This is a genomic window from Mesorhizobium sp. LNHC229A00 (assembly GCF_000502415.1).
Lineage (GTDB): Bacteria > Pseudomonadota > Alphaproteobacteria > Rhizobiales > Rhizobiaceae > Mesorhizobium.
In genome coordinates this window covers 428302-450020 of the sequence record NZ_AYWQ01000006.1, presented here as the reverse complement: position 1 = coordinate 450020, position 21719 = coordinate 428302, and the positions used below count along the sequence as shown (strand labels likewise).

The 21719-nt window shown below is 63.5% G+C and carries 22 protein-coding genes and 3 pseudogenes; 16 read left to right on the top strand and 9 right to left on the bottom strand.

Annotation, left to right across the window (positions count from 1 at the left end; genetic code table 11):
* The first annotated feature begins 74 nt into the window (after positions 1-74).
* The 3 genes and pseudogenes from trxA to X742_RS0136935 all read left to right on the top strand — a co-directional run.
* Complete coding sequence (trxA, locus tag X742_RS155160) at positions 75-398, top strand: thioredoxin (protein WP_015314366.1); 324 nt, start codon at positions 75-77, stop codon at positions 396-398.
* 132 nt (positions 399-530) lie between these two features.
* Positions 531-803 carry a hypothetical protein gene (locus X742_RS155165; RefSeq protein WP_023772337.1) on the top strand — a complete coding sequence of 91 codons (273 nt, stop codon included), beginning with the start codon at positions 531-533 and terminating at the stop codon, positions 801-803.
* Positions 770-955, top strand: a pseudogene (locus X742_RS0136935) (cupin); the annotation flags it as partial. The gene X742_RS155165 and the pseudogene X742_RS0136935, both read left to right, overlap by 34 nt.
* A gap of 223 nt (positions 956-1178) precedes the next feature.
* On the opposite strand, the gene X742_RS155170 reads toward X742_RS0136935, so the two are convergent.
* From X742_RS155170 to X742_RS155190, 5 genes are all read right to left on the bottom strand, one after another.
* A complete protein-coding gene (locus tag X742_RS155170) occupies positions 1179-2504 on the bottom strand; it encodes a folylpolyglutamate synthase/dihydrofolate synthase family protein (protein WP_023772335.1) in 1326 nt (441 codons plus the stop codon).
* Positions 2505-2669: 165 nt separating this feature from the next.
* A complete protein-coding gene (accD, locus tag X742_RS155175; protein ID WP_023772334.1) occupies positions 2670-3596 on the bottom strand; it encodes an acetyl-CoA carboxylase, carboxyltransferase subunit beta in 927 nt (308 codons plus the stop codon).
* A 48-nt stretch (positions 3597-3644) separates the two neighbouring features.
* On the bottom strand, positions 3645-4484 hold the full coding sequence (trpA, locus tag X742_RS155180) for a tryptophan synthase subunit alpha (protein ID WP_023772333.1): 840 nt from the start codon (positions 4482-4484) through the stop codon (positions 3645-3647).
* Positions 4485-4545: 61 nt separating this feature from the next.
* Entirely contained in the window at positions 4546-5796 is a 1251-nt protein-coding gene (trpB, locus tag X742_RS155185) for a tryptophan synthase subunit beta (RefSeq protein ID WP_023772332.1), read from the bottom strand.
* A gap of 46 nt (positions 5797-5842) precedes the next feature.
* Entirely contained in the window at positions 5843-6565 is a 723-nt protein-coding gene (locus tag X742_RS155190) for a phosphoribosylanthranilate isomerase (RefSeq protein ID WP_023772331.1), read from the bottom strand.
* Between the two features lie 111 nt (positions 6566-6676).
* Here X742_RS155190 and X742_RS155195 point away from each other — a divergent pair, with 111 nt between their 5' ends.
* Entirely contained in the window at positions 6677-6895 is a 219-nt protein-coding gene (locus tag X742_RS155195; protein ID WP_023772330.1) for a hypothetical protein, read from the top strand.
* Positions 6896-6901: 6 nt separating this feature from the next.
* Here X742_RS155195 and X742_RS155200 read toward each other — a convergent pair whose 3' ends face one another.
* The 4 genes from X742_RS155200 to X742_RS155215 all read right to left on the bottom strand — a co-directional run bounded on the left by X742_RS155200 (position 6902) and on the right by X742_RS155215 (position 10308).
* Entirely contained in the window at positions 6902-7660 is a 759-nt protein-coding gene (locus tag X742_RS155200) for a M48 family metallopeptidase (RefSeq protein ID WP_023772329.1), read from the bottom strand.
* A 99-nt stretch (positions 7661-7759) separates the two neighbouring features.
* Entirely contained in the window at positions 7760-8260 is a 501-nt protein-coding gene (locus tag X742_RS155205) for a DUF2852 domain-containing protein (RefSeq protein WP_023772328.1), read from the bottom strand.
* Between the two features lie 117 nt (positions 8261-8377).
* Entirely contained in the window at positions 8378-9520 is a 1143-nt protein-coding gene (locus X742_RS155210) for a benzoate/H(+) symporter BenE family transporter (protein WP_023772327.1), read from the bottom strand.
* A gap of 2 nt (positions 9521-9522) precedes the next feature.
* A complete protein-coding gene (locus X742_RS155215; RefSeq protein ID WP_023772326.1) occupies positions 9523-10308 on the bottom strand; it encodes an alpha/beta hydrolase in 786 nt (261 codons plus the stop codon).
* A gap of 220 nt (positions 10309-10528) precedes the next feature.
* Here X742_RS155215 and infC point away from each other — a divergent pair, with 220 nt between their 5' ends.
* From infC to X742_RS155265, 12 genes and pseudogenes are all read left to right on the top strand, one after another.
* Positions 10529-11065, top strand: coding sequence for a translation initiation factor IF-3 (infC, locus tag X742_RS155220; RefSeq protein ID WP_023772325.1), 537 nt, complete (start codon positions 10529-10531; stop codon positions 11063-11065).
* A 162-nt stretch (positions 11066-11227) separates the two neighbouring features.
* On the top strand, positions 11228-11875 hold the full coding sequence (locus X742_RS155225; protein ID WP_023772324.1) for an isoprenylcysteine carboxylmethyltransferase family protein: 648 nt from the start codon (positions 11228-11230) through the stop codon (positions 11873-11875).
* Positions 11876-12057: 182 nt separating this feature from the next.
* Positions 12058-12261 carry a 50S ribosomal protein L35 gene (gene rpmI / locus X742_RS155230; protein WP_006201248.1) on the top strand — a complete coding sequence of 68 codons (204 nt, stop codon included), beginning with the start codon at positions 12058-12060 and terminating at the stop codon, positions 12259-12261.
* A gap of 20 nt (positions 12262-12281) precedes the next feature.
* Positions 12282-12683 (top strand): 50S ribosomal protein L20, encoded by a 402-nt coding sequence (gene rplT / locus X742_RS155235; protein ID WP_006201247.1) that lies wholly within the window; start codon positions 12282-12284, stop codon positions 12681-12683.
* 113 nt (positions 12684-12796) lie between these two features.
* Complete coding sequence (pheS, locus tag X742_RS155240; protein WP_051407637.1) at positions 12797-13927, top strand: phenylalanine--tRNA ligase subunit alpha; 1131 nt, start codon at positions 12797-12799, stop codon at positions 13925-13927.
* 43 nt (positions 13928-13970) lie between these two features.
* Positions 13971-16169 (top strand): annotated as a pseudogene (pheT, locus tag X742_RS0136930) (phenylalanine--tRNA ligase subunit beta); the annotation flags it as partial.
* A gap of 2 nt (positions 16170-16171) precedes the next feature.
* A pseudogene (locus tag X742_RS0136925) lies at positions 16172-16582 on the top strand (phenylalanine--tRNA ligase subunit beta); the annotation flags it as partial.
* Positions 16583-16620: 38 nt separating this feature from the next.
* Complete coding sequence (locus tag X742_RS155245) at positions 16621-17223, top strand: nucleotidyltransferase family protein (RefSeq protein WP_023772322.1); 603 nt, start codon at positions 16621-16623, stop codon at positions 17221-17223.
* Positions 17224-18415: 1192 nt separating this feature from the next.
* Positions 18416-19306 (top strand): LysR family transcriptional regulator, encoded by an 891-nt coding sequence (locus X742_RS155250; RefSeq protein WP_023772321.1) that lies wholly within the window; start codon positions 18416-18418, stop codon positions 19304-19306.
* A gap of 59 nt (positions 19307-19365) precedes the next feature.
* Positions 19366-19938, top strand: a complete 573-nt coding sequence (locus X742_RS155255) for a cytochrome b (protein WP_023772320.1) — start codon at positions 19366-19368, stop codon at positions 19936-19938.
* Between the two features lie 69 nt (positions 19939-20007).
* Positions 20008-20583, top strand: a complete 576-nt coding sequence (locus tag X742_RS155260; protein ID WP_023772319.1) for a YceI family protein — start codon at positions 20008-20010, stop codon at positions 20581-20583.
* A 122-nt stretch (positions 20584-20705) separates the two neighbouring features.
* The gene (locus tag X742_RS155265) at positions 20706-21692 is read left to right on the top strand and encodes a Gfo/Idh/MocA family oxidoreductase (protein WP_023772318.1); all 987 of its coding nucleotides are present in this window, start codon (positions 20706-20708) and stop codon (positions 21690-21692) included.
* Positions 21693-21719 lie beyond the last annotated feature (27 nt).

Genomic DNA, 21719 nt, shown 5'->3' with positions numbered 1-21719 from the left:
CACAAGAACTGCTTGAAGAAGGGCGCGACAACCACCACATTTGGTGGGACGAAAAATTTCGAAAGGATTTCCGCATGACCACCGTCAAGGTCGACAAGAACAATTTCCAGGCTGACGTGCTTAATGCCCAGGTGCCGGTTGTGGTTGATTTCTGGGCGGAATGGTGTGGTCCTTGCAAGATGATCGCACCGGCGCTTGAGGACATTGCCACCGAGCTCGGCGCCAAGGTCAAGATCGCCAAGCTGAACATCGACGAGAATCCCGAGCTTGCCGCCCAGTTTGGCGTGCGTTCGATCCCGACGCTGATGATCTTCAAGGGCGGCGAAGTGGCCGACATCAAGGTGGGCGCCGCGCCCAAGACCGCACTGTCGCACTGGGTCAATGGCAATCTTGCCTGATCCCATCTGAATTCGAAGCATTGAGCCCGGCCATCGCGCCGGGCTTTTTGTTGGCGTCATCGGTGCGCCGCTCTGGCCCTCACATCGGAGCACTCCATGTCCTCTGTTGGCAGCAGAAGCAGGGAGAGAAAAATGACCGGATCCGCCAAGGCCACCGTCTTCATCGACAATGAGCGCGTCATCGTCACCGAATACCGCTTCCAACCGGGCGACAATACCGGCTGGCATCGCCACGGCCACGACTACGTCGTCGTGCCACTGATGGACGGCAAGCTGAAGCTGGTCACCAAGGACGGCGAAACCTTCGCCGAGATGAAGAAAGGCGCGCCGTATTTCCGCAAGGAGGGAGTGGAACACGACGTCGTCAGCNTCGCCACGGCCACGACTACGTCGTCGTGCCACTGATGGACGGCAAGCTGAAGCTGGTGACCAAGGAGGGCGAAACCTTCGCCGAGATGAAGAAAGGCGCGCCGTATTTCCGCAAGGAGGGAGTGGAACACGACGTCGTCAGCGCCAATGAGGGTGAGTACGCTTTTATCGAGATCGAGCTGAAGTAAGCGGCACCTCTGACGTTGACCGAAACCTCCCCAACTTCGTCCATACCAGGGCGAAGCAGGTGCGAAGCTCCGTCGGGAAGACCCAAGTATCCATGCCGTGACGGCCATCGACGAATACAGCGGAAGGAAATTCTGTACCGCTGCGGCGCTTTGAAGTCGCGGCATGGATCCTGGCGTCAGCGCTGCGTCTCTACGCCCTGAGATAACGAGGCAATGGACGGCCTCAGGTCGGGGGCGTGCCGTTCTCGGCGAGAACCGTGCCGGCCAGGTACAGCGACCCGCCGATCAGGATGCGCGGCGTTGGGCCGTCCCAGGTGTCGCGCAGCAGCATCAGGGCGCTGGCGACGGAGCTTACCGGCTCGGCCGTCAGCCCGGCTTCCGTGGCACGGATCGCCAGTTCGTCATTCGGCACACCGGCATCGCTCATGCTCACGGGCACGGTGTAGACATGCCGGACGAGGCCCTTGAAGGCGCGGAAATAGCCGGCCTGGTCCTTGGTGTTGATCATGCCCGAAATGAGGAAGAGCGGACGCGGGTTTTTTTCTTCCTGCTCGGCCAGCGCTTCGGCGACGACGACGCCGGCACCGGGATTATGGCCGCCGTCGAGCCAGATGTCGGCGCCCTTCGGCGCCAGTTCCGCCAGCCGGCCCTGCGCCAGCTTCTGCATGCGGCCGGGCCAGGCGACGTTGGTCATTGCCTTCTCGGCGGCGCGGTGGGCGATCTCGAAGCCGGCCGCCTTGACGGCGGCGATCGCGGCGGCCGCATTGGCGAACTGGTGGCGACCGGGCAGGCGCGGCGCCGGCAGATCCATCAACCCATCATCGTCCTGGTAGACCATGCGGCCGTTCTCCTCGAAAGCGAGAAAATCCTGCCCGTAGACGAGGGTCGGGCATTCCAGCCGCTCGGCCGCGTCGATCAGCACCTGTAGCGCCGTCTCGCTTTCCTGCGCGCCGACGACCACCGGGCAGCCACGCTTCATGATCCCGGCCTTTTCGGCCGCGATCAGTTCGACGCGATCGCCGAGATAGGCCTCATGGTCCATCGACACCGGCATGATCACCGACACGGCCGGCCGCGCGATGACATTGGTGGCGTCGAAACGGCCGCCAAGACCGACCTCGATGATCGCGACATCGGCCGGATGTTCCGAAAACAGAATGAAGGTGACGGCGGTGAGAATTTCGAAGACGGTGATCTTCTGGCCTGCATTGGCCTTCGCAACGCGGGCAATGGCCTCCGCGAATATGTCGTCGTCGACCAGCCTGCCGCCGCCTTCGGCGGCCAGCCTGTAGCGCTCGTGCCAGCTGACCAGATGCGGCGAGGTGTGGACATGGACGAGCCGGCCGGAGGCTTCCAGCAGCGCCCGCGAGAAGGCGGCGCAGGAACCCTTGCCGTTGGTGCCAGCGATGTGGATGACCGGCGGCAGCAGGTCCTGCGGATTGCCCAATCGCTCCAACAGCCGCGAGATGCGGTCGAGCGAAAGGTCGAAGCCCTTCGGGTGAAGCGCCATCAGGGCTTCGATTTCACGGTCCGCGGCAAGCGTCGTCATGGCAAATCCCGTGCATGGCCTGGAGCCAGAATCGCTCCCGCAAAGACCACGGCTATCAAAAGGCTACAGCGCGCAACGGATGCCGCGCAATCGCTGTTCGCGGCGGCCAATGTCGCGTCAGGCCAGTCTCACGTCAGGCCAGTCTCGCGTCAGGCCAGTGTAGCGTCAAGCTTGCGGCCGGACCTCGGCGGCGACCACGGCCGGCGGCAGGATTTCCGGTTCCAGAGGCTTTTGCTCTTCCGGCATCTTGAGCAGCATCTTCAACAGGCGGGCGATGGTCTCCCGCAGCTCCAGCCGCGACACCACCATGTCGACCATGCCGTGCTCCATCAGATATTCGGAGCGCTGGAAGCCGTCCGGCAATTTCTCGCGGATGGTCTGTTCGATGACACGCGGCCCGGCAAAACCGATCAGCGCGCCGGGCTCGGCGATGTGCACGTCGCCCAGCATGGCATAGGAGGCGGTGACGCCGCCGGTGGTCGGGTTGGTCAGCACGACGATGTAGGGCAGGCCGGCTTCCTTCAGCCGGTCGACACCAACCGTAGTGCGCGGCAATTGCATGAGGGACAGAATACCTTCCTGCATGCGCGCGCCCCCGGAGGCGGCGAACAGGATCAACGGCCGCTTGCGCTGCAAGGCGACCTCGAAGCCACGCACGATGGCATCACCCGCGGCCATGCCGAGCGAGCCGCCCATGAAAGCGAAATCCTGCACCGTCACCACCACCGGCAAGCCCTCGACGGTCCCCAGCGCATTGATGATGGCATCTTCCAGGCCGGTCTTGGCCTTGGCGTCCTTCAGCCGGTCGACATAGCGTTTCTCGTCGCGGAACTTCAGCGGATCCTGCATGACCTTGGGATTGTCCAGGGTCTCGTACTTGCCGTCATCGAAGAAGAATTTCAGCCGCTCCTTGGCCGAGATCTTCATGTGATGGCCGGAAGACGGGATGACGAACTGGTTGGATTCCAGGTCCTTGTGGAACACCATCTCGCCGGTCTCGGGATCCTTGATCCAGAGATTCTCGGGCATGTCGGTGCGCCGGCCGAGCATCGAATTGATCTTCGGGCGAACGTAGTTGGTGATCCAGTTCATCGCTTCGGCTCCTGTCCTGACGAAGAGTTGGGCAAAGACGTAGGAAAACTATTCGGCGGCAGCAAGGCGGGCCGAGCGCACGCCTTGCGCAAGGCCGCTCACCAGTGTGGCGACTGCCTCCGCCGGATCGGCGGTCTTTTCACCCTTCGGCCCCAGCACGTTCGCGACCGCGTTGACGATCGCCGTGCCGACGACCACGCCGTCGGCGTTGGCGCCGATCACGCGCGCCTGTTCGGCGGTCTTGACGCCGAACCCGACGCAGACCGGCAGGTTGGTGTGACCCTTGATGCGCTGGACCGCCGTGGCGACCTTGCCGGTGTCGGCAAGCGCCGAGCCGGTGATGCCGGTCATGGACACGTAGTAAACGAAGCCGGATGTGTTCTGCAGGACCTTGGGCAGGCGCTTGTCGTCGGTGGTCGGCGTCGCCAGCCGGATGAAATTGATGCCGGCCTTCAGCGCCGGGATGCAGAGTTCCTCATCCATCTCCGGCGGCAGGTCGACGACGATCAGCCCGTCGATGCCGCTGGCGATCGCGTCCTTCAGGAAACGGTCGACGCCGTAGATGTAGATCGGGTTGTAGTAGCCCATCAGCACGATCGGCGTTTCATCGTCGCCGGCGCGGAAGTCGGACGCCATCTTCAGCGTCTTGACCAGCGTCTGGCCGCCTTTGAGCGCCCTGAGGCCCGCCGCCTGGATCGCCGGGCCGTCGGCCATCGGGTCGGAAAACGGCATGCCGAGCTCGATGACGTCGGAGCCGGCGCCGGGCAGCGCCTTCATGATCGACAGCGAGGTTGCATAGTCGGGGTCGCCACCCATGAAATAGGTGACGAGCGCCGGGCGGCCCTCGGCCTTGAGCTTCGCCATGCGGCGGTCGATGCGGGTTGTCATGTCAGGCCCTTTGGACGAATTTTGTTCATAATCAACTCCCAAGTCGAACGGTCCAAAGGGCCTAGATCTCCATGCCCAGCATCGAGGCCACCGTGTGGACGTCCTTGTCGCCACGGCCGGACAGATTGACGATGACGATCTGGTCCTTGTCCATGGCGGGCACGATCTTGACCGCATGGGCGATGGCGTGCGCGGATTCCAGCGCCGGGATAATGCCTTCGACGCGCGTCGTCAGCTTGAAGGCTTCGAGCGCCTCGTCGTCAAGGATCGGCACATATTCGACACGGCCGGAGTCGCGCAGCCACGAATGCTCCGGGCCGACGCCGGGATAATCGAGGCCGGCCGAAATCGAATGGCCGTCCATGATCTGGCCGTCGGCATTCTGCAGGAGATAGGTGCGGTTGCCGTGCAGCACACCGGGGGAGCCGGCATTCATCGAGGCGCAATGCTCGATGCCGTCGAGGCCGCGCCCGCCGGCTTCGATGCCGATGATACGAACCTCCTTGTCATCGAGGAAGGGATGGAACATGCCGATGGCGTTGGACCCGCCGCCGACGGCGGCGATGATGGTGTCGGGCAGCCGCCCTTCCTGTTCGAGGATCTGCGCGCGCGCCTCGGTTCCGATTACCGACTGGAAATCGCGCACCAGTTCGGGATAGGGGTGCGGACCGGCGGCGGTGCCGATCAAATAATAGGTGTCCTCGACATTGGTCACCCAATCACGAAGGGCTTCGTTCATGGCGTCCTTCAGCGTACCGTGACCGGCGGTAACGGGCCGCACTTCGGCGCCGAGCAGCTTCATGCGGAAGACGTTGGGACTCTGGCGGGCGACGTCTGTCGCGCCCATATAGACGACGCAGGGAAAGCCGAAGCGGGCGGCGACCGTGGCGGACGCCACGCCATGCTGGCCGGCACCGGTCTCCGCGATGATGCGCTTCTTGCCCATGCGCTTGGCCAGCAGGATCTGTCCGAGGCAGTTGTTGATCTTGTGCGAACCGGTGTGGTTCAAATCCTCGCGCTTAAAATAGACTTTCGCGCCGCCCCCGAGGCCCTTCGCCGAGGAAACCTCACGAAGATGTCTGGTCAGGCCCTCGGCGAAGTAGAGCTTCGACGGCCGGCCGGCATAATGGGTCGAAAGACCGGTCAGTTCAGCCCTGAAATCCGGATCGTTCTTGACCTCGTTCCAGTTTTTCTCCAGGTCGAGGATCAGCGGCATCAGCGTTTCGGCAACGAACCGACCGCCGAAAATGCCGAACATGCCCTGTTCGTCGGGTCCGGTGCGGAAGGAATTGGGTGTCGCCGGCTTGTTCATCGCCGATCTCCTGCATCTTGATTGGGAGTACGCTCAGGCGGCGCGATCATCGCGTACTGCCCGGACGGCTCGGAAAAACTGTTCGATCAGCGCCGGATCCTTGACGCCCGGGGCGCTTTCCACGCCCGAGGNCTGCCCGGACGGCTCGGAAAAACTGTTCGATCAGCGCCGGATCCTTGACGCCCGGGGCGCTTTCCACGCCCGAGGAAATGTCTATCGCGGGCGGATTGGCAAGCCGAAGGGCATCGCCGATGTTGGCGGCGTTGAGCCCACCGGAAAGCATGTAATCGATCCCGGCGTCAAGGCCGGCGAGAATGCGCCAGTCGAAGACGACGCCATTGCCGCCCGGCAGCTCCGAGCCCTTTGGCGGCTTGGCGTCGAACAGGAACCGGTCGGCGATGCCGACAAACGGCTTTATCCGTTCGAGATCGGCGGCCTCGCTGAGCGGCAACGCTTTCATCACCGGCAGCCCATGGCGGGCTTTCAGTTCAGCCACTCGCTCGGGGGTTTCGGAGCCGTGCAGTTGCAGCATGTCGGGCTGCAGCTTTTCGACGATTTCGTCGAGGAAGGCGTCTCTGGCATCGACGGTGACGGCGACCGCCAAGGCCTTGCCACGAGCCGCTTCGCGCAGACGGCCGGCTTCGGCCGGCTCAACATAACGCGGGCTTTTTGGAAAGAAGATGAACCCGACATGGCTGGCGCCGCCGGCCAGGGCCGCGGCCATTGCCTGGTCGGTCTTCAAGCCGCAGATCTTGATGTCGAGCGCCATGGCGCGGAATTGGCACGAAAAGCGCCAAGAGTCGAGAAAAAGCATGCTGTTTGCCGGCAAGGCCAAAGGCGCTACCTATGGATGGACAGCATGCAAGGCGGGAGCACAGCCATGGACGACCAGACCGTTGCCGAACTGAAGCAAAAGATCGCGCAGGCGCGTGAGGTCATAGCGCACCTCATGGACAGGGCCGCCTTCAACGGCGCCGAGGCGCATCGGGCGCTGGATTATTTCGGCGGCGAAGCTTTCGATCGGAACTTTCTACCCTGGCCGCAGCATGCTGACGAAGGGTTGCGGCCGGATGAGCTCAATGCGGCGAATGATGACTGAGGCGCCCTACTCGAACACAATCGCCTGCAGGGCGCCGCCATTGCGCTTCAGCCAGTCCTTGCAGCGGTCGGTGTCGGGGCAGAGCTTTTCGCACAGTTTCCAGAATTTCGGCCCGTGGTTCATCTCCTTGAGATGCGCCACCTCATGCGCGACGAGGTAATTTATGACAGGCTGCGGCGCCATCATGATGCGCCAGGAAAAGGACAGATTGCCTTCCGAAGTGCAGGAGCCCCAGCGGCTGGAGGTGTCCTTGTAGCGGATCGCCTTGGCGCGCTTGCCAAGCGCCTCCGTATGCCTGACGACCAGCTTCTCGATCTCCTTCTTGGCCTCGCGCTTCAAAAAATCGGCAATGCGGCGCGGCAGATGGATGCGGTCGCCATGCACGATCAGCAGCGGGCCGCGGTCGTCGCGCGATATGGTGACAGTGCCTCGCTTTGACGGCTCATGCACGATACGGTGGGCCACGCCGCGTACCGGAATCCTTATGCCCGGACGCACCTGCGGCCGCGTCGGCACCTTGGCCAGCCGCTGTTCCAGCCAGTCCTGGTGGCGGTCGAGGAACCTGTCCACTTCGCCGCGGCGCAGGCCCGGCGGCACGGTGATGCGCAGGCCCTGTCCGCCGGACTCGATGCGCAGGGTCAGACGCTTTGCCCTGGCGCTCTCGACGATCTTGAGCGGCAGCGTGCGGCCGGCGACACAATATTCCCGCTCCACGACAGGCGTGGGTTTGGGCTTTGTCAGATTGCGGAAGAACCCGATGGTCATGGCGGGACGATACGCGATTCGAGGCGAACGAATAGAACCAAAAAGAAACGGCGCCGCTCGCGCGACGCCGTCATCATACCTTGGCCCTGTCGCCGGGCTTCAGTCGTCGAGCAGGTTCGAGCCTTTGCCACGCTTGGTGGGGGCCGCTCCGGTGCTCGGATCGGCCTTGGTGCTCGGATCGGTCTTGGCCGGCGCGGTCGACTTGTTGCGGTTGGCCATGAACCGGTCGAACTCGTCCTGATCCTTGGCGCGGCGCAATTCGCGGGCATACTCGTCGAACTGCGTCAGCATCTCGTCGAGCTTGCGGCGCTCTTCGTCCAGGCGCTCAAGCTCCTTTTCGCGCCAGTCGTCGAAAGCGACGTTGCCGGTGCGGGCGGAGCCGTTGCCCCAGCGCGTGGCCTTGTCGGAGCCACGGCGACAACCGGCGAAGATGCCGTCGGTCGCGCGGTTGACGTCACGCTTGAAGCCCTCGAGCCGGTCGCCCCAGATGATGTAGGCGAGCATGGCGAAGCCGAGCGGCCAGAACACCATGAAACCGATCACCATCAACGCGATGGTCGCCGGCGTCCAGGCCGGGCGGATCAATGCAGATGTGTTCATTTTCTCCCATTCCTTCGGTTGGAGACAGCCAGAACCGGCTGCGTGGAATCGAAATGGGAAGGCGAAAACGGCGATTCAAGACAATGTCCGCCAAAACCGAACAAGGGCCTGAAATGATTATCGCTTTTTGAGCATATCGAGGAAAAGCACGACCAACCCGGCGATCAGGCCCCAAAATGCGGCGCCGACACCGAACAGCGTCAGCCCGGAGGCGGTGACGACGAAGGTGACGGTTGCGGCCATGCGCTCGCCCTCGTCCTTGAGCGCGATCGCCAGCGCGTTGGCGAGCGATCCCATCAGCGCAAGTCCCGCCACCAGCACGATCAGGCTCTGCGGCAGGACGGCGAAGATCGCCACCAGCGAAGCGCCGAAGATGGCGAAGACGAGGTAGGCAAGCGCGTAGAACGGCCCGGTCTTCCAGCGCTCGGCGGGATCGGGATGGACTTCAGGCCCGGTGCAGATGGCCGCCGAGATCGCCGCCAGATTGGTGGTTCCGGCACCGAATGGTGCCGACAGGAGCGAAAACAGGCCAGTGACGCCGATCAGCGGGCCAGGTTCGGGGTGGTAGCCGGCCGCCCGCAGTACCGCGAGCCCCGACAGGTTCTGCGAAGCCATGGTGACGAGGTAGAGCGGCAGCGCCAGGCCGATGATCGCCTTGGCGGTGAAATGGGGAGCGATAACCGTCAGTGTCGATAGTTCGGGCGCGGGCAGGCCGCCGACACGGCCCGTGAGGAAGGCGGCAAGGCCACCGCCAACCAGCACCGCCAGCACCGACAGCGCCGGATTGAACAGCCGGATGACGAAGAATGCCGCGATCAGCGGCAAGATGAGCCAAGGGTCCGCCGGAATAGCCTTCATGGCATTGACGGCGAAGGTGACGACGATGCCGGCCAGCATGCCGGAGGCGACCGAAGCCGGTATTCTCGATATCAGCCGGGTGAGCGGCCCAAACAGGCCGGTCGCGACCAGCAGCACGCCCGTGACGATATAGGCGCCGACGGCCTCGCCCATCGAAAAGCCGCTCGAGGCGGCGACCAGTGCAAGGCCCGGCGTCGACCAGGCGGTGATGACAGGCATTTTCGTGCGCCATGACAGCCACAGGCACTCGGCGGTCATGGCCAGGCAGATCGCCGTCACACCGCTCGCAGTCTCGACCTGCGTCGCGCCGACTGCCTTGGCGGCGGCAATGACGATGGCCAGCGTGCCGCCGAAACCGACGATGGCCGCGACGAAAGCGGAGATCGGGATGGACAGGCGCATCGTCACTGGCCTCGCTTGGCCAGGTCGCCGACCGCCCGCACCAGCATGTCGAGATCCTGGGGCCGCGACAGGCGATGGTCACCATCGGGGATCAGCGACAGCGTTACATCGTCGGCAGGCAGCAGGCTGACCAGCCTCAAGGCGTGGCTCGACGGCACGTCCGCGTCGGCCAGCCCCTGCAAGATGTGAACCGGGCAATGCGTGTCGATCGGCCCGGCCATTACCCGGTTATTGCGCCCATCCTCGATCAGGGCGCGGGTGTAGACGTAAGGCTCGGCGGAATAATCCGAGGGTTCCGCGAAGAAGCCCTTTTCGGCGAGATCGCGCTTCTGCGCCTTGGTCAGCACCGGCTCGATCAGGTCGCTTGTAAAATCCGGCGCCGGGGCCAGCAGCACCAGGCCGACGACGGCTGCGTCGCCCGCCTTGCGCAATTCCTGTACCATGCGCAGCGCGATCCAGGCGCCCATCGACGAGCCGACCAGGATCTGATCGCCTTTGGCGAAATGCCGGAAGACGGCAAGGCTTTGCGCAAGCCATTTCGAGATCGTACCGTCGGCGAAGGCGCCACCGGATTCGCCATGGCCCGAATAATCGTGCCGCAGGAAGGCCCGGCCTTCAGTTGCCGCCCAGTCCGACAGCGTCTCGGCCTTCGTGCCCAGCATGTCCGACTTGTAGCCGCCGAGCCAGACGATGCCGGGCGTCGAGCCGTCTGAATGGCGCACCGCGATATCAGATCCGTCGACATCCAGAAAAACTGGAGCCAGAGAGGATGGGGGCGTGGCGATCATGGCTTTTCCTCAGGCCCGTCTTTTGGCCCGCGGCCCTTGTGGCACAGCCGGAGGCGTGGCGAAAAGTACTCGCGCTGTTTCTTTGTTTGGTGCAGGCCGGCGATCAGGGTGATTTTCTGTCAATGCTGTGCTATTGACTCCGCCCGCGCGCTCACCACATTGGCGCGTCCACGTATCAAGACGACAAATCCCGAACGAAACGGCCAAGGAGACCACGACCATTCGCAGACCTTTCAAAGCAGCGGCGCCGACCAAGGATGGGCCGCGCTCCAATCGTGACATCCGGGTTCCCCGGGTCCAGCTTATCGACGCCGACGGCCAGAATCGCGGCGATATTTCCATCAACGACGCATTGCTGCTCGCCGAAGAGGCCGGGCTCGATCTCGTCGAAATATCGCCCAACGCGGTCCCCCCCGTCGTAAAAATCCTCGATCTCGGCAAGTTGAAATACGCCAACCAGAAGAAGGCGGCCGAGGCGCGCAAGAACCAGAAGGTCATCGAGATCAAGGAGATCAAGATGCGCCCGAACATCGACAGCCATGACTACGAGACCAAGATGAAGGCGGTGCGCCGCTTCTTCGAGGAAGGCGACAAGGTCAAGTTGACGCTGCGCTTCCGCGGCCGCGAGATGGCGCATATGGAACTCGGCATGCAGCTTCTGAACAAGGTGCGCGAGGAGGTGGCGACCATTGCCAAGGTGGAAGCCGAGCCGAAGCTCGAAGGCCGCCAGATGATGATGGTGCTGGCCCCGCGCTAAAGTTTGCGGAACCCACGTGGATCACGATGACGTCAGGCCCGGACATCGCGCTCTAAATCCGCCCGAATTGTGCTACAGGGCGTCCCGGCGATCGGCGGGACGCTCTATTTCTTAGCTCAAAGCCGCGATCGCCGGCAAAGCTCTTCGACGATCGGATCCCGCATGGCCAACGAAAAGGTTTTGGACGTCAAGGACGTCAAACACGGGCTGGGCAACTACCAGCAGATGCGCCGGCTGGTGCTTGCCGTGCTCGTCCTGGTGCTGTTTCTGGCGCTGCTGTTCGGCCAGTCGACCTTCCCGCCGGACACGCCGGTGCACGAAACGATCGAGATGTTCGGCGTGCTCTTGATTTTCCTCGGCATCGTCGGGCGCCTCTGGGCGACGCTCTATATAGGCGGGCGCAAATCCTCCGAGGTGGTGACCGGCGGCCCCTATTCGATCACCCGCAACCCGCTCTACGTGTTCTCGACCGTCGCCGCCGCCGGTGTCGGCGCGCAGATCGGCTCGTTCTCCGGCATCATCCTTTTCGCGGTTCTGTGCGCCGGCGCCTTCCATATCGTCATCCTGCGCGAGGAGAAATTCCTCAAGGAAGCGCTCGGTGTAACCTATGCCGCCTATCTGGCACGCGTGCCGCGCTTCTTCCCCAAGCTTTCGCTCTACGAGGAAGGCGACACCGGCAGCTTCAAGCCGCGCCTGCTTTTGACCACACTGCTCGACGGGCTGGTGTTCCTGATCGCGCTGCCGGCCTTCGAACTGATCGACGGCGCGCAATTGTCGGGCATGCTGCCGGTCTGGTTTAGGCTGCCGTGACCGGGGACAGTGCGTCCAGGGTGCCGAGGTGTTGCGCCCGCGCCATCTTTGATCTATAGCACCGCCGTTCCAAGAAAACCGCCCGGCAGGGCATGCCGTGGCGGTTTCATTTGCTTTTCGGGCTTTGGTCGGCCCGGAGCGACAAGAAGCGCGATCGTGCGCCAACAATACGGAGTAGCAAAATGCCCAAGATGAAGACCAAATCGGCCGCCAAGAAGCGGTTCAAGATCACAGGTACGGGTAAAGTCCTGTCGGCTGCGGCCGGCAAGCGTCACGGCATGATCAAGCGTTCCAACAAGTTCATTCGAAATGCCCGCGGCACGATGGTTCTGGCTGAACCGGATGGCAAGAAGGTCATCAAGAATTTTCTTCCGAACGGCCTTTAAGTTTTTAAGGAGATCATGACATGGCACGCGTAAAAAGAGGCGTCACCTCGCACGCCAAGCACAAGAAGGTCCTGAAAGCCGCGAAAGGCTTCTACGGCCGCCGCAAGAACACCATCCGCATCGCCAAGCAGGCGGTGGAAAAGTCGCTGCAGTACGCTTACCGCGACCGCAAGAACCGCAAGCGCTCGTTCCGCGCGCTGTGGATCCAGCGCATCAACGCGGCGACGCACGAGCATGGCCTGACCTATGGCCGCTTCATCGACGGCTTGAACAAGGCCGGCATCGAGATCGATCGCAAGATCCTGTCCGACATGGCCATCCACGAGCCGCAGGCTTTCGCCGCCCTGGTGGCCAAGGCCAAGGTCGCGCTCGAATATCTGAAGAACACCACGCCGAATGCTTTTGAAAGCGCTGTCGCCTAAGACCAGCGCTTCCCAAACATTCGCAATTCTGATTATGGGGAACCCGCGCTGGCACGGCTGGCGCGGGTTTTTCTTATGCCTGATGTAACCAAAATGGCGACAGACGAACCAATATGGTGTCGATCGCCGATGGAGAGAGCTTCGCCGTGAACGCCACCGCTGGAAATCTTGAAGCCCTGGAAGATTCGCTTCTGGCCGACATCGCATCGGCCGTCGACGAGCCGGCCATCGAGGCCGTGCGCATCGCTGCCTTCGGCAAGAAGGGCACCGTGTCCGAGATGCTGAAAACGCTTGGCGCGATGAGCGCCGAGGACCGGCAGGTGAAGGGCCCGGCCATCAACGGCCTCAAGAACCGTGTCACCGAGGCGCTGACGGCCCGCAAGGCTGAACTGAAGGATGTGGCGATCGCCGCCCGTCTGGCGGCCGAGAAGGTCGACGTGACGCTGCCGGTGCGGCAGTCACCGGCCGAGCGCGGCCGCATCCATCCGATCAGCCAGGTCATCGACGAGATCGCCGCGATCTTCGGCGATCTCGGCTTCGCCATCGCCGAAGGTCCCGATATCGAGACCGACTACTATAATTTCACCGCGCTGAATTTCCCGGAAGGCCATCCGGCGCGCGAGATGCACGACACGTTCTTCTTCCAGCCGGACGAGAAGGGCGAGCGCAAGCTTTTGCGCACTCACACCTCGCCGGTGCAGATCCGCACCATGGAGAAGCAGAAGCCGCCGATCCGCATCGTCATTCCGGGCAAGACCTATCGCCAGGATTCCGACGCCACCCACTCGCCGATGTTCCATCAGGTCGAGGGGCTGGTGATCGACAAATCGGCCAACGTCGCCAACATGAAGTGGGTGCTGGAAGAGTTCTGCAAGGCCTTCTTCGAAGTGCAGCAGCTCAAGATGCGCTTTCGCCCGTCCTTCTTCCCGTTCACCGAGCCAAGCCTCGAGGTCGATATCCAGTGCGACCGCTCGCGGCCCGGCGAAGTGCGCTTCGGCGAAGGCTCCGACTGGTTGGAGATCCTCGGCTGCGGCATGGTGCACCCCAACGTGCTGCGCGCCGGCGGGCTCGATCCCGACGAGTATCAGGGCTTTGCCTGGGGCATGGGCATCGACCGCATCGCCATGCTGAAATACGGCATGCCCGACCTGCGCGCCTTCTTCGACGCCGACGTCCGCTGGCTATCGCATTACGGCTTCCGGCCGCTCGACATGCCGACGCTGTTCGGAGGCCTGAGCGCGTGACCGTCCTGAAGACTCCTGCTGCCAGCTATTACGGAACAGCCCAATGAAATTCACCCTCTCCTGGCTCAAGGATCACCTTGAAACCGACGCCACGCTTGACGAGATCGTCGAGCGGCTGACCTCGATCGGCCTCGAGGTCGAGCATGTCGACGATAAGGCGGGGCTGAAACCCTTCGTTATCGCGAAGGTGCTGACGGCGGTGCAGCACCCCGATGCCGACCGGCTGCGGGTGCTGACCGTCGATACCGGCGACGGCAAGCCGCCTGTGCAAGTGGTGTGTGGCGCGCCGAACGCCCGGGCCGGCCTGATCGGCGCCTTTGCCGCGCCCGGCACCTATGTGCCCGGCATCGACGTGACGCTGACGGTCGGCAAGATCCGAGGCGTCGAAAGCCATGGCATGATGTGTTCCGAGCGCGAGTTGGAACTGTCCGACGAGCATAATGGTATCATCGACCTGCCCGAGGATGCGCCGGTCGGCACCAGCTTTGCGTCCTATGCGCATCTCGACGATCCGGTCATCGAGATCAATCTGACGCCGAACCGGCCCGATGCCACCAGCGTCTACGGCATCGCGCGGGATCTGGCGGCGAGCGGGCTTGGCCGCCTTGTCGGCGGGGCGATCATGCCGCATGTCGGCAACGGCATGTGCCCGGTGAAAGTGACCATCGAAGCGCCGGAGCTTTGCCCCGGCTTCGCACTCAGGCTGGTCAAGGATGTCAGGAATGGCCCGTCGCCGAAATGGCTTCAGCAGCGGCTGATCGCCATTGGGCTGAGGCCGATCAGCGCGCTGGTCGACATCACCAATTACGTCACCTTCGACCGCGGACGGCCGCTGCATGTCTTCGATGCCGCCAAGGTCGCCGGCAACCTCGTGGTGCGCCGCGCCCGCGACGGTGAAAAGGTGCATGCGCTCGACGGGCGCGAATACACGCTGACGCCGGAGATGTGCGTGATCGCGGACGACAATGGCGTCGAGTCCATTGCCGGCATCATGGGTGGCGAACACTCCGGCTGTGACGAGAACACGACGAACGTGCTGATCGAATCCGCTCTTTGGGACCCGATCACCACGGCCCGCACCGGCCGCACGCTCGGCATCATCACCGACGCGCGCTATCGCTTCGAGCGCGGTGTCGACCCTGAATTCATGGTGCCGGGCCTCGAACTGGCGACCAAGCTGGTGATCGATTTCTGCGGCGGCACGCCGACCGAGACCGAGGTGGCCGGCTATGCCGGACATCAACCCAAAATCGTTTCCCTTCCGTTGTCGGAAGTGAAGCGGCTGACCGGTATCGAGGTGCCGAAGGCGGAGAGCCTCGACATCCTGTCGCGTCTGGGCTTCCACGCGCAGGGATCGGGCGACGTCGTCGACGTCACGGTCCCCTCCTGGCGCCCCGATGTCGACGGCAAGGCCGATCTGGTCGAGGAGATCATGCGCATCCATGGCGTCGACAACATCGCCCCGCAGCCGCTCGGCGCGCATGACGTGGTCAACGGCAAGATCCTGACGACGCTGCAGATCCGCACGCGTGCCGCCAAGCGTTCGCTTGCCGTGCGCGGCATGATGGAGGCCGTTACCTGGTCGTTCATCCCGGCCAAACACGCCGAACTCTTCGGCGGCGGCCAGACGGCGCTGAAGCTTGCCAACCCGATCGCCGCCGACATGTCCGACATGCGGCCCTCGCTGCTGCCGGGGCTGATTTCGGCCGCGCAGCGCAACGCCGACAAGGGCATTGGCGACGTGGCGCTGTTCGAGGTCTCGGGCACCTATGAGGGCGACGGCGCCGACCAGCAGCGGCGCGTCGCCGCCGGCGTGCGTCGCGGCACGGCAAAGCTCGACGGCTCCGGCCGCAACTGGGCCGGCAATTCGGGCCCGGTCGGCGTATTCGACGCCAAGGCCGACGCGATCGCCGCGCTCGAAGCCTGCGGTGCGCCGGTCGACCGGCTGCAGATCGAGGCGGGCGGCCCGGCCTGGTACCATCCCGGCCGTTCCGGAACGATCAAGCTCGGTCCGAAGACCGTACTTGGCACATTCGGCGAGTTCCATCCGAAGACGCTGGAAGGGCTCGATGTCTCGGGGCCGCTCTGCGGCTTCGAGGTGTTCGTCGACGCCGTGCCGGAGCCGAAGGCCAAGCCTACCAAGACCAAGCCCAGACTGGACCTGTCCGCCTTCCAGGCGGTGAAGCGCGACTTCGCCTTCGTCGTCGACAAAGCGGTCGAGGCCGGCACGCTGGTACGTGCCNGTTCCATCCGAAGACGCTGGAAGGGCTCGATGTCTCGGGGCCGCTCTGCGGCTTCGAGGTGTTCGTCGATGCCGTGCCGGAGCCGAAGGCCAAGCCTACCAAGACCAAGCCCAGACTGGACCTATCTGCCTTCCAGGCGGTGAAGCGCGACTTCGCCTTCGTCGTCGACAAAGCGGTCGAGGCCGGCACGCTGGTACGTGCCGCGCTCGCCGCCGACAAGAAGCTGATCACTGCTGTCTCGGTCTTCGACGTGTTCGAAGGCGCGTCGCTGGGCGAAGGCAAGAAGTCGATCGCCATCGAAGTGTCGATCCAGCCGACCGAGAAGACGCTGACCGACGAGGATTTCGAGGCGCTGGCCAAGCGCATCGTCGAGAATGTCGGCAAGCAGACTGGCGGCGTGTTGCGCGGCTGAGACTTGCGAGGGAATGGCGAATCGCTCTCCAAGGGGCGATGGACCATCTGCGCTATTCTGGGCTCTCCTTCGAGAAACAGCGTACGGCTTTTCTCGGCATCGTCGCTGCCGACCCGCTGCTGGCCGAAACGCTGGCGAGGGTCGGCATGCTTGCGCTGCCGGATTGGCTGGTGGTTTCCGGCGTGCTTTACAACAGCGTCTGGAACCACCTGACCGGCAAGCCATCCGGCTACGGCATCAAGGATGTCGACCTGTTTTATTTCGACGACTCCGACCTGTCCTACGAGGCCGAAGACGCGGTGATCCAACGGGCGGCCAGGCATTTCGAAGGATTGCCGCTGCCGGTCGAGGTGCGCAACCAGGCGCGAGTGCACCTGTGGTATCCGCAAAAGTTCGGCCGGCCCTGCCCGCGCTATGCGAGTGCCAGTGAATCCGTCAGCTATTTTGCCTCGAAGACCCATGCGGTCGGGGTTCGATACGATGCGGACGGGCAGCTGGACCTCGTGGCGCCGTTCGGGCTCGACGATCTCTTCTCGTTTCGAATTACGCCCAGCCGGCTGATGGACAACCGGAAAACGCATGAGGAGAAGGGCGCGCGAGCGCGGGCGTATTGGCCGGAGATTACGGTGGTGCCGTGGTAGCAAATTTGAGATGTCGGCGGGCCAGCGCGTCCAACTGTCTATGCCATGCGACAAAAGCGGCGCCGAAGCGCCGCTTTTCAGCTTGTGTGCTCACCCATTCACCAGCGCCAGCAATTCTTCGGTATAGCGCTTGCCCATTACCTTGTCGGGGGACAGCGCATCGCCGATCGTCGCGACCTCTGCCGCGCTCATCACTATGTCAGCCGCCGCCGTATTCTGCTCCAAATGGCGGATTTGTCGCGCACCCGGGATCGGCACGATGAAGTCGCCTTGGTGCAGCACCCAGGCCAGCGCCAGCTGCGCCGAGGNCTCCAAATGGCGGATTTTTCGCGCACCCGGGATCGGCACGATGAAGTCGCCTTGGTGCAGCACCCAGGCCAGCGCCAGCTGCGCCGAGGTGACGCCCTTCTCCACCGCCATCCTTTCCAGCGTGGCGATCACCTTGGCATTGGCTTCCATGGCGTCGGCCTGGAAGCGCGGCAAGGTGCGGCGCCAATCGTCGTCGCTCAGGGTCTCCGGCTTTGCGATGGTGCCGGTGAGCAGGCCGCGGCCGAGCGGGCTGTAGGGCACGAAGCCAATGCCCAACTCCCGGCAGACGGCGAATATCTCGTCTTCCGGGTCGCGGCTCCACAGCGAATATTCGCTCTGCACCGCGGCGATCGGGTGCACGGCGTGTGCCCGGCGGATGGTGCCGGCACTCGCCTCCGACAGGCCAAGCGCCCGCACCTTGCCCTCGCGCACCAGCTCGGCCATGGCGCCGACCGTATCCTCGATCGGCACCTCCGGGTCGACGCGGTGCTGGTAGTAGAGGTCGATGACATCGGTTCCGAGCCGCTTCAACGACGCCTCGGCGACAGATCGGAAGAGCGTCGTGTAGGGANCGAACCGATCTCAGCGCCTTGCCCAGCAGGATCTCGTTTTCGAAGGGGCCGTAGACCTCGGCCGTGTCGAAGAAGTTGACACCGATCTCGACGGCGCGGTGCAAGGTAGCGATCGCCTCGGCTTCCGGCTGGCCGCCATAGGCAAAGCTCATGCCCATGCAACCGAGGCCGACCGGGAAGACTTCAAGTTCAGTTCCTAGCTTGCGGGTTTTCATCGCGCATCTCCTTGTTGTGATGCCCAGGAAATAACGCCTTGCCGCCCGTTCGATAATCGGCTCTTCTTCGTACGGGTCATTCCATGAAATAGATCAATGAACCGAGCACATCTCTCACAGCTTGCGGTGCTGGCGACCGTTGCCCAATGCGGCAGTTTTCGCGGCGCGGCCAGGGAACTGGCGATAGCTCCCTCCGCGGTGAGCCACGCGGTCTCCAGCCTGGAGGCACGGCTTGGCGTGCGCCTTTTGGCGCGCAGCACGCGCAGTGTCGCTCCGACCGAGGAAGGCGCGCAATTGCTGGAGCGATTGCGCCCGGCGCTTTCCGAGATCGACCTGGCGCTGGAGACGGCCGTTGAGGCCCGCGACCGGCCCGCCGGGAACTTGCGGCTCAGCGTGCCGCGCACGTCAGCGCATCTGGTGCTGACGCCACGGCTCAGCGCCTTTGCGTCAGCCTATCCCGACATCGTGCTGGAGATCATCATCGAGGATCGCTTCACCGACGTGGTGGCAGGCGGTTTCGATGCTGGTGTCAGGCTCGGCGAGAGCCTGCAGCGCGACATGATCGCGGTCCGCATCGGGCCGGACATTCGCGGCGCGGTGGTGGGCGCCCCATCCTATTTCGAGGCCATGCCCCGGCCGCGCCATCCGCGCGACCTCGCCGAGCATCGCTGCATCCGCTTCCGCTTCTCCAGCGGCATTCTCTACCGCTGGGAATTCGAAAAGGACGGCGAGGAGGTCGAGATCGCGGTGCAAGGGCCGCTGATCCTCGACGAGGACCATCTGATCGCTCAGGCCGCGGTCGACGGCGCCGGGCTCGCCTTCGTTTTCGAGGACTATGTCCGCGCGCCGCTTGCCGACGGACGGCTGATCCGCGTGCTGGAGGACTGGTGCCCACCCTTCGACGGATTCTTCGTCTATTACCCGAGCCGCCGCCAGATGCGGCCGGCGCTGAGGGCTTTCGTCGATTTCTTCAAGGTGAGCGGGTAGGCAACTCTCCTCCTCGTCGGCAAGGGGAAGAAAGCTGACCGCGCCAACGTTCGCCTCGCATGCAGGCTTCAATCACCAACACCGCGACCCGCTATGGATGGGCAACCATCGTCCTCCACTGGCTGATCGGGATTATTTTCATCGGCCAGTTCATGCTCGGCTTCGTTATGGTCAGGACCCCGAGCCAACGCACGGCCTTCGAATTGATCCAGCTGCACAAATCCCTGGGCTTTCTGCTGCTTGGGCTCATCATCCTGCGTATCGCCTGGCGGCTCGGCAATGCGGCACCGCCCTTGCCGCCTTCTGTCGGCGCCCTGGAGCGCCGCTCGGCGCCGCTGGCGCATCTGGCGCTCTATGCCTTCCAGATCGCCCTGCCCCTGTCAGGCTGGGCGCTGGTGTCGGTCTCGACGCTGGAGATTCCCAGCATGCCGTTCAACCTGTTCGTGATGCCTAACCTGCCGCTCGCCGAATCCGATGCCGCCGAAAGCTTTTGGACGTCGGCACACTGGTATCTCGCCTATGCCGGCGCGGCGCTTGTCGCCCTGCATGTCGCGGCGGCCCTGCGCCACCATTTCCTGCTTCGCGACGGGGTGCTCACGCGTATGATCACGCCTTCGTCAACCGGGGAATAGAACGCGCCTTGGTCTCGTTTGTGGGGTGAGGACGCCAGAGAGCGCTGCCTCCTAACAAGGAACACCCCAATGCGTGCGCGAATCCTTGGATTGGCGGCTGCCGCCGCCTGCCTGGCCATGCCTGTTTACGCGGCGGTCGTGCTCGGCGATGCCGCCGGCAGCTATACAATCAGCCAAACTGGGTCCGCGATCCGCTTCACCATCGGCAAGGCCGGGGGAGGCGGGTTCGACGGCGCCTTTGCCCGTTTCAAGGGCATGATCCGCATCGACAACAATGATGTCAGCCGTTCGAAGGTCGACCTCACCATCTATCCCGAGAGCGTCGGCACCGGCCAAGGCCGCATCGATGCGTTCCTGCGCTCCGACGCGGTGTTCGACGCCGCCAACAGTCCCGAAATCCAGTTCCGCTCGACCAGTGTGACCCGCACCGGCGACACGTCGGCCCTTGTCTCCGGCAGGCTGACGGCGCGCGGCAAGACGTTTCCGGAAAAATTCACCGCCGAGCTCGACGGGTTGAAGGGCGGGACGATCAAATTCCATGTCACCGGCAAGGTGCTGCGCTCGCGTTACGGCATGGATGTCGGCACGCCGCTGTATTCCAACGTCGTCGATTTCGACATGACGCTGACCGGGAAAAGGGGCTAGCGCGCGGCTGAGGTACCTGTGTCCCTGCCCGCTTTCATGGGCGAGGAACCGAGCGACCCGCATTGGCTTTTCCGCCGATTTCAGGCAAACCTCATTGCCTGTAATCGACATGGAGAAGCGTGATGTTCCGATGGGGTGTGTTGTCGACGGCCAAGATCGGCCGCGAGCAGCTGTTGCCGGCAATCGTCGAAGCGGAGAACGGCGTCCTGTCGGCGATCGCCAGCCGCGACCTGTCGAAAGCCAAGGCATTGGGCGACCGCTTTGGCGCGCGCCATGCCTTCGGCTCCTATGAGGAGTTGCTCGCTTCCAACGAGGTTGACGGCGTCTACATCCCGTTGCCGACTTCGCAGCATGTCGAATGGACTGAAAAAGCCATCGAAGCAGGCAAGCATGTGTTGGTTGAAAAGCCGCTGGCACTCGATGCCAAGGACATCGCCCCCCTCATCAAGCTGCGCGACCAGAAGAAGGTGCTGGTGTGCGAAGCCTTCATGGTCATCTACCATCCGCAATGGATCAAGGTGCGTGATCTCATCGCCAGCGGCGCCATCGGCCGGCTGCGCCATGTGCAGGGCGCCTTCTCCTACTACAATGTCGACCCCAACAACATGCGCAACAAGCTCGATCTCGGCGGCGGCGCGCTGCCCGATATCGGCGTCTACCCGACCGTGTCGACGCGCTTTTCGACCGGCAAGGAGCCGCTGCGCGTACAGGCGACGATCGAGCGCGATAAGACATTCGGCACCGACATCTATTCATCGATCCGCGCCGATTTCGGCGATTTCGAACTGTCCTTCTACCTGTCGACGCAGATGGCGGCGCGCCAGGTGATGGTGTTCCACGGCGAGAAGGGTTTCATCGAACTGTTCTCGCCCTTCAATGCCGGGCTCTACGACCATCACCGCGTCGAGTTGCACAACCAGAACCACACCGAGGCGCAGGTGTTCCGCTTTCCCGGCACGCAGCAATACCGGCTGGAAGTCGAGACCTTCGCGCGGGCAGCACTTGGCGGCAAGGAGCGGGTGTTCACGCTGGAGGAATCCGTGCTCAACCAGAAAGTCATCGACGCCATCTTCCGCGCCGGCGACACAGGCGGCTGGGAAACCGTCTGAAACCCGCCTTACATAGCCGGCTAATTC

Coding starts and splice junctions, on each gene's coding strand:
- X742_RS155260 (WP_023772319.1), top strand. CDS start 20,008: ATGCGTGCGCGAATCCTTGGATTGGCGGCTGCCGCCGCCTGCCTGGCC.
- X742_RS155265 (WP_023772318.1), top strand. CDS start 20,706: ATGTTCCGATGGGGTGTGTTGTCGACGGCCAAGATCGGCCGCGAGCAG.
- rpmI (WP_006201248.1), top strand. CDS start 12,058: ATGCCCAAGATGAAGACCAAATCGGCCGCCAAGAAGCGGTTCAAGATC.
- rplT (WP_006201247.1), top strand. CDS start 12,282: ATGGCACGCGTAAAAAGAGGCGTCACCTCGCACGCCAAGCACAAGAAG.
- X742_RS155225 (WP_023772324.1), top strand. CDS start 11,228: ATGGCCAACGAAAAGGTTTTGGACGTCAAGGACGTCAAACACGGGCTG.
- trpB (WP_023772332.1), bottom strand. CDS start 5,796: ATGAACAAGCCGGCGACACCCAATTCCTTCCGCACCGGACCCGACGAA.
- pheS (WP_051407637.1), top strand. CDS start 12,797: ATGGTGTCGATCGCCGATGGAGAGAGCTTCGCCGTGAACGCCACCGCT.
- trpA (WP_023772333.1), bottom strand. CDS start 4,484: ATGACAACCCGCATCGACCGCCGCATGGCGAAGCTCAAGGCCGAGGGC.
- X742_RS155245 (WP_023772322.1), top strand. CDS start 16,621: ATGGACCATCTGCGCTATTCTGGGCTCTCCTTCGAGAAACAGCGTACG.
- X742_RS155195 (WP_023772330.1), top strand. CDS start 6,677: ATGGACGACCAGACCGTTGCCGAACTGAAGCAAAAGATCGCGCAGGCG.
- trxA (WP_015314366.1), top strand. CDS start 75: ATGACCACCGTCAAGGTCGACAAGAACAATTTCCAGGCTGACGTGCTT.
- X742_RS155250 (WP_023772321.1), top strand. CDS start 18,416: ATGAACCGAGCACATCTCTCACAGCTTGCGGTGCTGGCGACCGTTGCC.
- X742_RS155205 (WP_023772328.1), bottom strand. CDS start 8,260: ATGAACACATCTGCATTGATCCGCCCGGCCTGGACGCCGGCGACCATC.
- X742_RS155210 (WP_023772327.1), bottom strand. CDS start 9,520: ATGCGCCTGTCCATCCCGATCTCCGCTTTCGTCGCGGCCATCGTCGGT.
- accD (WP_023772334.1), bottom strand. CDS start 3,596: ATGAACTGGATCACCAACTACGTTCGCCCGAAGATCAATTCGATGCTC.
- X742_RS155200 (WP_023772329.1), bottom strand. CDS start 7,660: ATGACCATCGGGTTCTTCCGCAATCTGACAAAGCCCAAACCCACGCCT.
- X742_RS155170 (WP_023772335.1), bottom strand. CDS start 2,504: ATGACGACGCTTGCCGCGGACCGTGAAATCGAAGCCCTGATGGCGCTT.
- X742_RS155255 (WP_023772320.1), top strand. CDS start 19,366: ATGCAGGCTTCAATCACCAACACCGCGACCCGCTATGGATGGGCAACC.
- X742_RS155215 (WP_023772326.1), bottom strand. CDS start 10,308: ATGATCGCCACGCCCCCATCCTCTCTGGCTCCAGTTTTTCTGGATGTC.